Annotated in this window: 12 protein-coding genes; 1 reads left to right on the plus strand and 11 read right to left on the minus strand. The window is 63.3% G+C overall.

The window, feature by feature from the left end; translation table 11 throughout:
- Positions 1-28 precede the first annotated feature (28 nt).
- The 4 genes from ACOCLD_RS01115 to ACOCLD_RS01130 are packed head-to-tail and all read right to left on the minus strand — an operon-like array spanning position 29 to position 3468.
- Complete coding sequence (locus tag ACOCLD_RS01115; RefSeq protein ID WP_422910534.1) at positions 29-1027, minus strand: BtrH N-terminal domain-containing protein; 999 nt, start codon at positions 1025-1027, stop codon at positions 29-31.
- Positions 1024-1431 carry a hypothetical protein gene (locus ACOCLD_RS01120; RefSeq protein WP_422910535.1) on the minus strand — a complete coding sequence of 136 codons (408 nt, stop codon included), beginning with the start codon at positions 1429-1431 and terminating at the stop codon, positions 1024-1026. The genes ACOCLD_RS01115 and ACOCLD_RS01120 overlap by 4 nt, the downstream gene beginning before the upstream one ends.
- Positions 1428-2594 (minus strand): beta-ketoacyl-ACP synthase III, encoded by a 1167-nt coding sequence (locus ACOCLD_RS01125; protein WP_422910536.1) that lies wholly within the window; start codon positions 2592-2594, stop codon positions 1428-1430. The genes ACOCLD_RS01120 and ACOCLD_RS01125 overlap by 4 nt, the downstream gene beginning before the upstream one ends.
- Before the next feature lie 19 nt (positions 2595-2613).
- Positions 2614-3468 (minus strand): dialkylrecorsinol condensing enzyme, encoded by an 855-nt coding sequence (locus tag ACOCLD_RS01130; RefSeq protein WP_422910537.1) that lies wholly within the window; start codon positions 3466-3468, stop codon positions 2614-2616.
- Positions 3469-3616: 148 nt separating this feature from the next.
- On the opposite strand from ACOCLD_RS01130, the gene ACOCLD_RS01135 reads away from it, so the two are divergent.
- Positions 3617-4009, plus strand: coding sequence for a DUF2141 domain-containing protein (locus ACOCLD_RS01135; RefSeq protein WP_422910538.1), 393 nt, complete (start codon positions 3617-3619; stop codon positions 4007-4009).
- Between the two features lie 7 nt (positions 4010-4016).
- Here ACOCLD_RS01135 and ACOCLD_RS01140 read toward each other — a convergent pair whose 3' ends face one another.
- From ACOCLD_RS01140 to ACOCLD_RS01170, 7 genes are all read right to left on the minus strand, one after another.
- Positions 4017-4580 (minus strand): lipocalin family protein, encoded by a 564-nt coding sequence (locus ACOCLD_RS01140; protein ID WP_422910539.1) that lies wholly within the window; start codon positions 4578-4580, stop codon positions 4017-4019.
- Positions 4580-4834, minus strand: a complete 255-nt coding sequence (gene bamE, locus ACOCLD_RS01145; RefSeq protein ID WP_392541278.1) for an outer membrane protein assembly factor BamE domain-containing protein — start codon at positions 4832-4834, stop codon at positions 4580-4582. The genes ACOCLD_RS01140 and bamE overlap by 1 nt, the downstream gene beginning before the upstream one ends.
- A gap of 68 nt (positions 4835-4902) precedes the next feature.
- Positions 4903-5505, minus strand: a complete 603-nt coding sequence (locus ACOCLD_RS01150) for a DUF924 family protein (protein ID WP_422910540.1) — start codon at positions 5503-5505, stop codon at positions 4903-4905.
- A 3-nt stretch (positions 5506-5508) separates the two neighbouring features.
- On the minus strand, positions 5509-6516 hold the full coding sequence (locus ACOCLD_RS01155) for a class 1 fructose-bisphosphatase (RefSeq protein ID WP_257779076.1): 1008 nt from the start codon (positions 6514-6516) through the stop codon (positions 5509-5511).
- Between the two features lie 148 nt (positions 6517-6664).
- Positions 6665-8308, minus strand: coding sequence for a histidine kinase N-terminal 7TM domain-containing diguanylate cyclase (locus tag ACOCLD_RS01160; RefSeq protein ID WP_422910541.1), 1644 nt, complete (start codon positions 8306-8308; stop codon positions 6665-6667).
- Between the two features lie 194 nt (positions 8309-8502).
- On the minus strand, positions 8503-9873 hold the full coding sequence (locus ACOCLD_RS01165) for a DUF3999 domain-containing protein (RefSeq protein WP_422910542.1): 1371 nt from the start codon (positions 9871-9873) through the stop codon (positions 8503-8505).
- On the minus strand, positions 9870-13466 hold the full coding sequence (locus ACOCLD_RS01170) for a DUF2339 domain-containing protein (protein ID WP_422910543.1): 3597 nt from the start codon (positions 13464-13466) through the stop codon (positions 9870-9872). Before ACOCLD_RS01170 ends, ACOCLD_RS01165 begins: the two co-directional genes overlap by 4 nt.
- Between the last annotated feature and the right edge of the window lie 220 nt (positions 13467-13686).

Raw genomic sequence — 13686 nt, forward strand, 5'->3', positions numbered from 1 at the left:
TCGATAAAGCGCGATCCACCCTACGCCGTTACTTGCGCTTGCTCCAAGCCGCCAGTTCTTTCATCAAACCGCGCTCTTGCAGAGCAATGCTGCGCAGGCTGTCGGCGATGGGGGCGAAGTTTGGTGTCTCGCCCTTGTTGCGGCTGGCGCGCACGCAGGCCGAGGCGAACTGGCGCCAGTGGTCGCCGATGGCAGTCAGCTGTGCCGAGGCGTCCTGCAGGTTGCTATCACCCAGCTTCTCGCCCGCCGCCTGCAGAAAACTCGCGTACATAAAGCGGAAACCCGCACCACCCGTGCCGATCTCTTCCTGCATACGCACGATATGGGTCAGGTACAGGCGGTTGTATTTGCTTTGCGCCGGATCGAGTTTGTCGATCTGCCCCGCCAGATGCTGAATGCCGCGAATACCGATCCACGGCAGCGGCATGCCATCGAGAATCCGCGTGGTGGACAGCACGCTCTGGCGGATCAGCTTGCTCCAGTCCTGCTCCAGCGGCACATCATCAAGCCAGTACATCAGCCCCTTGGCGGCCAGCGCGCCCTTGGCAAAACGCGCCTTCTGCAAGTCTTCGGCGGCGCAGCGCACCGGCTCTTCAAACACCGGATCGCTGATCAGGTACTCATTGCCCTCACGGCCATAGGCCAGCAGGTTGTGTGCGTTGAAGTGAAAACGCATCTCCGGCGGAAAATACGGCAGCCAGAACACCGAGCTTTGCAGCCCGGCCAGGCGCCCGCTGTCCAGCGCAGCGTCCAGTTCCCGGCGGCCCTGCTCGGGATCACTGAAGGTGCGCGTGTGCAGCTTCGCCCCCAGACGTTTGCTCAGGGTCTTGATCAGGTGCTTGGGCGGCATGCGGTAAGCAATCAGCGGCATACCACTGAGCTTGACGATCGGCAGGTAGGCAAATGCCAAGCCCGACGCCAGACCGAAGGCCATCGGCTCGCTCATCGGCAGCCCGGCATGGGTCAACAGACTGGCCATCACCCCGCTTTCGCAGTGGGCACTCTGTTGATGCTGAAAACGGCTCATGCCAAGTCCTTCTGGTAAGTAATCAATTGCGCGACAGGCAGGCCGAAGGCCTCGGCGTAGCGAGCCAGAATGGCCGTCGACAGCTTCTTGTAAATCGCCGGACGAAAATGCCGGCGAATGCGCCATTGCCACAGCCCGGTGATCTGCGCCAGCGCCGGCTCATCCAGGCGGTAGCGGTACATCAGGCACTTCAGCGGCGACAGCTCACCGCGCAGCCAACCCGCTGCGGCCTCGGCTTCCTGCTCCTGCAACTCGGCCACGGCAAGCTGGGTTGCGAAGGCTTCCGGCTCCCAGCCATCGCTCTGCGCGCCCTGGTAATGGCCAGTGGCATCCACTGCGTAGACCAGCTTGCTGTGCCCCCCGTAAGTGGAGCTGTGATCCTGGGGAACCTCATCGAGCTTCATGCGCTATCACCGTCCTGGCCAACCACTGTCAGATGCATAAAGGCGCTGGAGAAACGCCCGCTTTCCGGCACATAGCAGAGCAGACGCTGACCGCTGCGCAGGCTGCCGGACTTGAACAACTCATCAAGCATGATAAAGATCGACGCCGCCCCGGTGTTGCCCTTGCTGGTCAGGTTGGTAAACCAGCGTTCCTGCGGGATCGGCAAGCCTGCATTGGCCAGCCCCACAGCCAGACGCTCGCGGAAGAACTCCGAGGAATAGTGCGGAAGGAAATAGTCGACCGCATCGGCGTGCAACTCACGGCGCACCAGGATCCGCGCCAGGGTCTCTTCGACGGTGTATTTGACGATGTTGTCGTTGAGCAGCTTGACGTCCTGCTTGATCGCCATCAGCGAGCGGCGGTTGCGCTCGCCGCCGTCATAGCGGCTCCAGCCCTGCAGCTGGCCATCGACCATTTCCGCACCGGCGTACATGCACGGCGGCATCTGATCGGCAAAGGAGAAAATGTCGATCCAGTCGATACGCAGGCTCAGCCCCGTAGGGTTCGGCTGCCCCTGCAGCAATACGGCACCGGCGCCATCGGAGAGCATCCAGCGCAGAAAATCCTTCTCGAAGGCGATCTCCGGGTGGGTTTCCAGCTCGTCGAGGCGGCTTTCGTATTCGGCGTTGAAATTGCTCGCCTGCATCAGTGTCGAGGCGACTTCCGAACCACAGGCCACCGCGTTACGGCTTTCGCCGCTGGCCACGCTCATCCAGGCGTATTTCAACGCCGTCATGCCGCACAGGCAGATACCGGCGGTAGTCACCACCTCGCATGGCGGATTACCCAGCTCGCCTTGCACCATCACCGCATGGCCAGGCATGACCTGATCCGGCGAGGCGCTGCTGGCGACCAGGCAATCGAGATTTTCCAGCTGGAAATCGCCGCCAAACAGGCCGCGAATCGCTGCCGCGCTGACCTGGGCATTGCTCATGCTCGGCTCGCCCGTCTGCGGGTCGATGACATAGTGGCGCTGCTGAATGCCGTTGCTGCGCAGGATCAGCTTGCGCGCGCGCGAAGGCTTGCCGCCGACCAGGCCCAAGCGCGCTTCCATCTGCTCGTTGTCGACCGGCTCATGGGGCAGGAAGGCGCTGATGCGATTGATAAATACAGGTTGTACCACGGGACTTCCTCGGGTCACTTCACTCGCCAGACGGGCCGGCAAAGTAGGCCTTTTCACGCTGCGTTCGCTCCTTGAACAGAGGGGCCAGCAGTTTTTTAAGCAGGGCACTGAGCGGCACCACGGTGACGATCAGACACAACAGAAACAGGATATACACCACCAGCCCAGCGCCACGTCGGCGGCTTTGCTGCGGGCCTAAAGCGGCCAGCAAGCGGCTCCATAGCTGAAAGCTGCGGTTGCCGACTTTCTCGCTGGCGATCAGCTTTTCATCAATCTTCACCGCACCCAGGCCGCGGAGCATCGGCTGCGCAATCGGCAGACTGTCCGCCGTCAGCCGCTGCACCATGGCCTGGCCAAAACGGCTGGCGGCGACAATTTCCGCCTCATCAATACCGGCGCGCGGCACCCAGTTGTAGGGCTTCTGCCGCCCGGTAAACATCCACAAAGGCGTCGCCAGAAAACTCGCCGCCGTGCCGCAGGCATCGGTCAGGGCGATATTGTCTACCAACCGCGCGCCCAATTCAGTGAGCCGGTTCTTGACCTTCTCCTGGGCCATCAGCCACATATTGCGGCAACCGATCAGCGTTACCACCGGCGTGCCCTTGAGCAACTGCGCCGCCTCGGGGGAAGCAAGGAAAGCAGTCATAGGCTGCGACGGCGAGAGGAACCACACCTGATAGGCGAGGATCACCAGGTCATAACGCTTGCTCGCATCCACCGCCAGGGGCAGCAACGGCTGCGGGCGCATCAGCACGGTTTCCGGAAAAATCCGGAAAAAATCGAGAAACGGCCAGGGAAACGGGTAAGGTTGCGCAGGTTGCAGCGGCAGAAAATCCAGCTGAATATCCGCCTGCTGCTGCAGCGGTGCACACACGGACTGCGCCAACCTGTCTAGCTGGCCGGTTTGCGAAAAATGAACGATCAAGACCTGACGCATCGCCAGCCACTTCCTGCGAAATGCCCGGATTATGCCACAGAGAATTCTTCAAACCGTAAAGAAGGCCGGCTATCAGGCTGGCCTTTTGCTGCTACTGGTCGGCTCGCCGGCCCAGGCCGGCGACATCCTGGTCACAGTCGAGGGCATACAGGCCAACGGCCGGGTGCATGCCGCACTGGTCGACGGCCAACAGCGGCGCTGGCCCGAACAGCCACTGCGCCAGCAACACAGTGACGACGCCCAGTTGCGCCTGGCCGATCTACCGCCCGGACGCTATGCCATCCAGCTGTACCAGGACAGCAATGGCAACGACCAGCTCGATCAGGGGCGACGCGGCATCCCGCTGGAGCCGGTAGGTTTCTCAGCCAATCCACCACTGGTCAACGGCAAACCCTCACCGCGCGACAGCCAGTTCGAACACGGCACGGCGGACACCCGCTTGCATATCCGCCTGCAGAGCCCGAAAGCCAAGAAATAAGCGGCGCTTAACGCGGCAGGGCCATCTCGGCAGCCGTGCGGCGCCAGATCAGCTCACGGGTGTCATAACCACGGCTGCGCGCCTCTTCAAGTAGCGTCGCAAGATGCCTCGTGCTGGCGTCCTGATCACGGGTCAGCAACCAGAGGTACTTGCGATTGGGATGCCCAACCAGCGCGGCCTGGTAGCCATCGTCCAGATAGAGCACCCAGTACTCGCCCTTGGTCAGCCCCGGCAGCAGGCTGCTGGCCCAGTTGTCGAAACGCACCCAGAGTTTATTGGTCTCGCCCGGCACCTGCGCCACGGCCTGCCCCTTGACCTCCTGCATCTCACCATCGAAGGTCCGGCAGCGATTGGTCACGCCAAGCGTTCCGCCTTCCTGCAGCTCATAGAGCGCCTCGGACTGCGCACACTTGCGCTGGAAGAACATCGGCAAACGCGCCTGCTCATACCAGGTGCCCTGATAACGCTGCAGGTCGACACGCTCAACCGTCTTCGGTGGCACCACGCCCGTGCCGGAATTGGCGCAGCCCACCAGCAGCGACGCTGCGGCCAACGCCGCCAGCAGGCGCATTACTGCAAACCCTTGCCGGAAAACATCAGCACCTTGTCGCCCGCGTACTGCACGCTGATAAAGCGCTGCTCATCGCCCCAGGTGCAGCTGGACATGCCCAGCGCGCCGGCACACTCATCAGGGCCGCCGAGCAGGCGTTCGACTTCATCCTTGCTCATGCCGGGTTTGAGCTGGGCGTAGTTGTCCTGATTGACCTTGTTGCAGGCGACCAGCAGCAGGCAACCGGCGAGTAGTGCGACGACACGCAAAGACATGGGAATACTCCTGAGAAAGTGGCCAAGACCAGCTTGGCATAGCCATACCGAGCCTGCCTGCTTCGACGCTAGAAGCGTGAGCCTGGTTCCAGCAGAAAGGCAGATTCCTCAGCACTGCTGCTGCGCCCGAGAATTTGATTGCGATGGGGAAACCGGGCAAAGCGGGCGATGACCCGCTGATGGCGCTCAGCATAATCCAGATAGCCGGCAAACAGCTCGCGCTCGGCGCTTGCAGCCTGCTCAAGCAAGGCCTGAAAAAGCTGCACGGCCTGATTCTGCAGCTGCAGGTCTTCGGCATGTTCCAGCACCAGGTAGGCAAACACCCGCTGGATCGGTGGCAATGCCTGATCCCAGCCTTGCGCCAGACCATGCAACGCCAGTGGGCGCGCCAGCCGGTCGCCGGCAAAGGCGCGCGGCGTATCACGAAAGATCATGCGCGGCAGCTGATCGAGCAACAGCAGGTGTGCCAGCCAGCCTTCGGGCTCAGCCTGCCAGGCACTCAACTGGCCTGCCAGGGCCTGCTCGACCTGCTCACCAAACCGCTCTCGGGCCTGGTGATCCTGGCTGTCCTGCTTGCCGAACCACAGGGCGCTGCGGCTGGCCGCCACCTCGGCGGCCGGCGCACCGGAGGCACCAAACCACCAGTCGAGCAACGGCTGCCAGGGCTGCATCGGTTACTCGCGGTGGTAAGCGCTGATACGCAGCACTTCTTCTTTCGAGCCGAGGAATACCGGCACGCGCTGGTGCAGGCTTTCCGGCTGGATGTCGAGAATGCGCTGGGTGCCGTTGGTGGCCACGCCGCCAGCCTGCTCGATGATCATCGACATCGGATTGGCCTCGTACATCAGACGCAGCTTGCCGGCCTTGCCTGGCTCGCGGCTGTCGCGCGGGTACATAAATACGCCACCACGGGTGAGGATGCGGTGCACGTCTGCGACCATCGAAGCAATCCAGCGCATGTTGTAGTTCTTGCCCAGCGGGCCTTCCTCGCCAGCCAGCAACTCGGACACATAACGCTGCACAGGTGCTTCCCAGTGGCGCTGGTTGGACATGTTGATGGCGAATTCCTTGGTCGCTTCCGGCACCTTGATGTCGTCGTGGGTGAGCACGAAGCTGCCCAGTTCGCGATCCAGGGTAAAGCCTTTGACGCCTTCGCCGAGGGTCAGCATCAACATGGTCTGCGGGCCGTAGATGGCATAACCGGCTGCCACTTGTTGAGTGCCTGGCTGGAGGAAAGCTTCCTCACCCAGGTCGCCTTCGGCACCGTTACGGTCCGGGCAGCGCAGCACCGAGAAGATGGTGCCGACCGAGACGTTGACGTCGATGTTGCTGGAGCCGTCCAGCGGGTCGAATACCAGCAGGTAGGCACCCTTCGGGTACTTGCCAGGGATCTGGTAGGCGTTGTCCATTTCTTCGGACGCCATGCCGGCCAGGTGACCGCCCCATTCGTTGGCTTCCAGCAGAATCTCGTTGGAGATCACATCGAGTTTCTTCTGCACTTCACCCTGTACGTTCTCGGTGCCCATGCTGCCCAGGACACCACCCAGCGCGCCCTTGGACACCTGATGGCTGATTTCCTTACAGGCGCGTGCGACCACTTCGATAAGGAAACGCAGATCGGCCGGGGTATTGTGGCTGCGGGTCTGCTCGATCAGATAGCGGCTGAGGGTAACGCGGGACATGGATGGCTCCGGGAAGGAAGAAAAATCGCGCGCAGTTTACCCCTTTGGCAGAAAAAGCGCCTTAGCACTGGATGGAAGGATACTGCCCAGTCACAAAACATCGGTTGCTAACGCAGCAGGCCCGACACGCAGCGACCTGTACGTGGCCTCAGGCCAGGCTGCAAACCCGATTGCGGCCTTCATGCTTGGCCCGGTACAGCGCGGCATCGGCGGCCTGCAACAGCTCATCCAGCACCAGCCCCTGCTCGGGCCACAACGCCAGGCCGGCCGACAGGGTGACATAGCGCGCGCCGCCACGGGTGGGCAACGGGTGTGCCGCCAGGTCGCGGCAAATACTCTCCAGACGGCTACGCGCCTCAAGGGCATCGGCGCGCGGCAGGATCAGCAGGAACTCTTCACCACCGATACGGAACACCGCGTCCGAGCTGCGCAGGTTTTCCAGCAGGTGCTGGGCCACGCCCTTGAGCACGTCGTCGCCTTCTAGATGGCCGTGCTCGTCGTTGAGCTGCTTGAAGTGATCCAGATCGATCAGCGCCAGCGCGATGGGCGTGCGTTCACGTTGCGCCACGGCCAACTCACGGGCAAAGAACTCATCGAGATAACGGCGGTTGTACAGGCCAGTGAGCGGGTCACACAGTGCCTGCTCCTGCAGCTGCTCATGCAGACTGGTGATGGTACGTAGGCGTTCCTCGCTGAGGGCCAGGGCTTCGGCCAGTTTCAGCTCACTGAGATGGCGCTGGGTGACATCACGCAAATACAGCATCTGTCCTAGCACCAGGGTGCCGCGGTGGGTCACCCGCTCGATGGCGCGGATGCGCACTTCAAAATAGCGCGCCGAGTTGGCCAGGGTCAGCAGACACTCCTGTTCACTGGCGCCCTGCTCGCTGAGCAGTTGCTGCAGGTCAGGGCCGAGAATCGGCCAGTCCGCCAGCGGCCGCCCTTGCCAGCCACTGCGCAGGCTGGCGAGTTTCAGGGCCGCCGGGTTGGCTTCAATCACGCGCAACTGTGCATCGACCACCAACACCGGATCGATCAGGGCATCCAGCAGCAGATGGCGGGCCACCGGCAGCAGGTCGAACAGACGCACGCCGACAATCAGCCAGGCAAACGCCACCAGGGTAAAGGCGAAACTGAAGGGCGTTGGGTCGAAGCCGAACAGCATCCAGCCGAACACCACGTAGCTGATATTGGCGACCCAAGGCACCGCCGTGACGAAGACAAAGGCCAGGTAATGCCGCCGATGCACGCCATAGCTGACGATGGCAGCACGCAGCACCACGCCCATGCAGAACATCATAAACAGATAGATATAAGCCGCTGCGGCATAGAACAGCGGGCCATGCTCATAGCGAATCGGCGCGCCCGGCGCATCGCTCAGCGGCGCCGTACCCTCGCCATAGAACAGGCCGTGCCAGGGGTTGCTCAGCGCCATCAGCCAGATCAGCAGCGGTATCACACTGAGACCCAAGGTACTGCGCAGCGGCAGCGGCTGACGCACGCTGTTGACGTATTGCCAGAGAAACACCGCCCAGAAGGTCGGCACCACAAGAATCCCCGGCCAGGCCATGGTCGCCCAGAACACCTTGCACTGCGGCCCCTGCGCGGCCATTTCCAGGCTCGCTGCCGCCATCCACCAGAGGCTGGCCAGGTGCAGCACGATAAAGCTCTCGCGCCCCGGGAAATAGCGCTGCCGGGTCACCCAACGGGCCAGCAGCAGCACACCGAGACAGACCACACAGGTCAGGATCACGGGGCCGCTCAACGCCCAGGCAGAATTACCGCAGGCATTCATCGGGCGGGTACTGCCGCAGAAAATAGCTGTGCGTACGGGCCAAAGCAGCCGGGCAAACGCACAGAAACCGCCCAAACAGGGGTCGTAATAGAGATACGCAAGGGCCTTCCTGACCTCAAACGTTAATCAGTTGAAGGTGCCAACCATACTGCAAAAATCGTTAGGCAGCTGGCCTTTATTTCGCCTGAGCGCTGCTATTCAGCGCGCGGCCGACGCAACAGGCTAGCCGCCATCAGTGCCAATAAGCCTACCCCAACCAGTAAAACCAGCCACAAACCCCAGCGTTTCCAATTGCTGTCGCTGGCGGCGGCCTGCTCCTGTTGCTCGATGCTGTCAGCCGGCAACTGCGCCTCGGCTGTACCCAACTGTTGCAGACGCTGCGGCTGATAACCGGGGATCAGCGTCGTCAACGGCAGCGCGGCCGACTCGGCGCCCAAACGCCCCAGGGCCAAGCGATAGGGTGGGCTGCCACGCTGGAGGAACACCAGCTGGGTGGCGCGCACTGCAACCTTGATTTGCGGCGGCTCACTGCCCAGACCGCCGCCTCGCTCATCCACCTGCAGGCGTAACTGCTGCGCCGCCCAACCGGGCAACGGCAATTCGTCCTGACGGATTTCCACGCCATTCTCCGGCAACCTATAAAGCAGCCCCTGCGCAAGCGATTGCCAAGCGCCCTTGGCTTCACTGCGACCGCTGACACGAATCGGCGCCAGGCTATTGGCCTGGCTGAGTTCGATGTGCAAGCGCTCCAACGGCAAAGCCAGGGGCAGTTGCCACTGGTATTCGCCATCCGGGCTGCGCGTCGCCGCCAGCGGCTGCGACCATACCAGCGGTGCGGGCACGCGGTCGCTGCGCTGACTGCGCAGACTTGCAGCCTTCAGCTGCGGTGCCTGTTGCGGGCTCTGCCAGAGCAGGCGCAAGTAGCGCGCCTTGCGCCCCGGCAGCTCAACCTGACGCTGCTCGACACGCTCATCGCCAAATGACAAGCGCGCCAGCTGACCGCTGCCCCAGGGTTGCCAGTCTTGCAGATCATCACTGGCCTCGATGCTGAAACGCTGAAAACCCTCCTGACCACCTTCCCAATCAAGCTGCAGGCGCACCAGCGGCTCATCCAATGCACTGGCATCCAGCAGCCAGCCACGCAGCAGCGCCGGCTTGGCGGCTGCATCCGGCTCATCGCGCAGCTCGATCAAGGTGCCGCTGGTGCTGCGCTGCACCCGCAGGCTTGGCGCGGCACTGCTGTCGCCCTGTTCGGCGTACAGCGGAAACCACTTCACTGCCTGTTCCTGCTGGCTGTCGCGCGACTCGCCCTGCCCCGCCACCAGGGCATAAGCCAGGGCCTGGCCTTCGCCGTTGAACACCCTCAGGTCGCGCAAATCGCCATAACGCGCAGCGAAATGCAGCGCCATCGGCACATCCAGGCGATACCAGGGACCTTCCCCGCTCAGGCTCAGCGGTAACTGCACGGCATAGTCGCCCGGTTGCTCATGCGCCAGGACTGACGCGCTGCACAGCAGGCCGAGAAACGCAGCGCAGCATGCGCCTGGGATAAAACGACTGATCATGCTTGCTCCTGCGGCTGATCCGCATCCGCCTTGCGTGCCGGCAGCGGGGCGAAATAGCCCACCACCAACAGCAATACACCCACACCAATAAACGACACGATGCGCTCCAGGCCACCGCGATTACCCAGCTCAACAAAGAACAGCTTGGCCACCACCAGCGCGATCAATGCCGCACCGATCAGCCACAGTTCACGCTGCCCACGGCGGTTGCCAAATACCATCAACGGCAGGGCGATCAGCGTCCAGACAATCGACAGACCGGCCTGCACCAGCATCGAATCGAGCAACGCATCCAGCTGATAGGGCACGCCACCCCAATGATGGGCGGTGCGCATGACCATGGCGGTCAGCAGAGCGAACAGCGAAGCCCCCGCCACAGCCTGGGTCAGCCACTGGCTGCGCACGCTTGCTACGCCCAGCTCGGCCAGGCCCATCCGTGCCCAGGCGAACACCGCGCCCAGAGCAAACAGCAGGCCCAGCTCCAACGGATTGAGCAGCGGCAGGTAGGCCAGCGGCTCGGCATCCCCGGCGCTGGCGACGTTGGCCAGCCAGAACCAGCCGAGCATCAGCAACGCCAGTGGGGCCGCTGCCAGCAAGCGGTATTCCCGTGGATAGGCCGCCAGCGGCCAAGGCCAGCGACGCGGCAATGCCATCAGCCACAGGTAGGCACTTGGCAGCAGCGCCCAGCCCAGCCAGCGCCAGGCATTGTAATGCTCCGACATAGCCAGCAGCAGGTAACGCAACTCCAGCGCCAGTACGCCCAGCAACAACCAGCAGCCGAGCACATGGGCGGCACTCAGCGCCCCCGCTGGCAACTGTGCCGCCAGACGCCGCAGTGCCCAGAAGTGCACAGCAAACAGCAGTGTCCAGGCCAGCCAGCCGAACTGCGCAGCCGGGTGATAGTGCAGGTGCCAGGCGTGCAGCAGCACCACACCGGCCAGCGGCGTCAACAGGCAGCACAGCAACGCCAGTTCGGCCCAGCGGGTGCGCGGCGCGAGAAATGCTGCCAGGGCGACACTGGCCGCCAACACCACAAGCAAGGCACTGCTCTGCCACTCAGGCGTCACAAAGCGCAGCACTTCGCTGCTCAACGCCACGGCCCACCAGGCTGCGCCCCACACCAGCAGCAACTGCGCCAGGCCCAACAAGCTGACATTACCCAGCGTACTGGGCGTTTCGCGACGCGCCAGCTGCTGCAAACGCCAGGCGCCGACCAAGGCGGCCACACCGAGCACCAGCGGCGTCCAGAAATCCACGTGGGCCAGTGGCCGAATACCCTCGGCCGACAGCTGGCCGAACAGCAGCGGGCTGACTGCAAGGAACACCAGCCCGGCCAGCACCTGCAACAGCAGACCGAAGATAAAGCTGGCGCGCTGCTGCAAGTGCAAGCTGAGCCAAATGATCAGCAGGCCGCTGCCGCCCCACACCGCGCTCGCCGTGGCCCACGGCAGGACGAACAGCACCGCCAGATTGAGGAACACCAGCCCCACCAGCAGCACCACAGACAGCCCGCGCAGCAGACGACGGTCATTACCCACCTGCGGGTCGCGCGCGGCCAGCAACATGCCGGCGATCAGGCCGAAACCGATCAGGGAAGAGGTCAACAAGCCCTGCCAGCCGGCAGAGAAGCCGCCCATGCCAGTGGCTGCATTGCCGGCCATGTCCAGCATAAACACCACACCGCCGAGTAATTGCACGGCAAAGGCGCTGAACAGAAAGCTGCGCGCCTGAATACGCAAACCCAGCCACAGGGTCAGCACGCCGGCCAGCGCCCAGCTGATCGCCGTGCCCTGGGCGGCAAACAGCAGCGGCGCAATCAGATAGAGGAAGGCCAGGCCGGCGCAAGCCAGCACCGGCAGGCCGCACATCTCCCAACGACTGGCCAGCGCGGTGTTCTGGCGTAGCTGCCAGTAACTGAACAGCAAAGCTACACCGAGCATCAACGCGCCCAGCGGTGCGCCGTCCAGCAGGGTCAACTCGCCGCCACGCAAGCCGATGACAAATGCCAGCGCCGCCCCCACCTGCAGCAGCAGGGCGAATGCCCGTGCCAGACTGCGTTGCTGGCGCAGGCCGAGCCAGAAGATGCCCGCGCCTTCCACCGCCCAGGCGGCCGAAGTCCAGCGCGCATCCAGGCCCAAGGGAATCGCCAGACTGCCGAACACCACACCCAGCGCCAGGCAGGTTTCCACCAGTAACGCCGCGCGATCGCCCGTGCGACCGACCAACAGCCGCGCCAGCACCAGATAGAACAAGCCCAGCGCCAGCGCACTGAACGCTGCGGCAAACTCGATGTGTTGCACCAGCGCAAACTGCAAACCAAAGCCCACCAGCGGCGGGCCGAACAGCACGGTGGCGTCGATGTAGTCGCCTTTGCGTGCCGCCCAGCGCAGCAGTTCATCAGGGTTCTCGGGCGCATCCAGGGCTTCACGCAGCTTGCGCCGGGCAAACAACAGGCCGATGGCCACATACATCAGGAAGAACAGAATCAGGAACGGCTCGGTGCTCCACAGCAGCTCTGGCTTATAGGAGCGGATGCCCCAGGCGAAGCCGATGCCAAAGGTGCCGACAAAACCGATCAGGTTGAGCAGCCGCCAGGCCTTGAACCAGGCGATGGCAAAAATCCCGGCATTAAGCAGGGCGAAATAACTGAACAGCGCCACATGGTTGCCACTGCCTGTGCTGGTCAGGATCGGCGCGGCGAAACCACCCAACGCCGCTGCAGCCGCCAGGCCCAGGGCATTCTGTTGCACCGCGAGGATCGCCGAGAACACCGTCACCAGCACCAACAGGCCCAGCGCCATACCGGGGTCGAGCAACGGATGCAGGCGCATCGCGGCAAACACCGTCAGATACAGCACGGCGATCCCGGTGCCTTGCAGCATCAAGGCATAGTTCGGGTTACGCAGGCGCAGCCACCAACCCAGGCCCAGCAACGCCACGGCACTGGCAGCCACCCCGGCATAGCGCAACTCCACCGGCACCACCACGCCTTCGGTGGCGTAGCGCAGCAGGAAAGCCAGACCGAGAAACAGCAGCACCACACCGACGCGCAGCACCGTATTGCCGCCCAGCAGCCAGCCTTGGGCGAGGTCGATAGCCCGTTCGATCGGCGAAGGCTGACGCGGCTCTGGCGGTTTTTTCGGCGTTGTCGGGCGCGGCGTTATTGGCTCAGCAGCCGACGGCTCGGCGGTCTGCATGACCGCAGCAGGCGCCTGCTCGGGCTCGGGCAGAACAAAGTCCAGGGTCCAGTCCAGTTCGGGTTCAGCCGCCTGGGCAGCGGCAATCGGCTCAGGCTCGGGTTCAGGTTCGACAACAGTGCTGAGCGGTTCCACCTCAGGGGGTGCCGCGGGGGCGGGCGTAGCGCCCTGTTCCAGCTTGAGCAGACGCTCATACAGCGCCGTGGTGCCTTGTTCGAAACGCAGCGAAAAGGCCTTGAGCTGGGCCGTCAGCGCCGCATTCTCGCGCTCCAGCCCCTGCAATTTGAGGGCCTGGCCCACACCCAGCCCTATCAGCGCACCAAGCAGCGAGGCCGTCAGCGTCTCATCCGCCAAGGCCCCAAGCAGCAAACCGACCAGCATGAAAATCCATTGCATGCAGCGCGTTCCTATTCAGCTAAACCCGAACATCCTGTTGCCCGGCACCCGGCGCAAACTGCGCAGCAGTATAGGAGCCCGACCGGTGCATACCCAGAGAGACGAATGCCGCACGCATCACAGCACAACAAGAAATTCGAGGCGACGCTGCCGCACAAATGATGACCAGCCGGCAGATAGTCATTCACAAACGCCGCCAGGCCGCTATCATCGCGCGCCG

This window comes from Pseudomonas cimarronensis (assembly GCF_049331905.1).
Taxonomy (GTDB): Bacteria; Pseudomonadota; Gammaproteobacteria; order Pseudomonadales; family Pseudomonadaceae; genus Aquipseudomonas.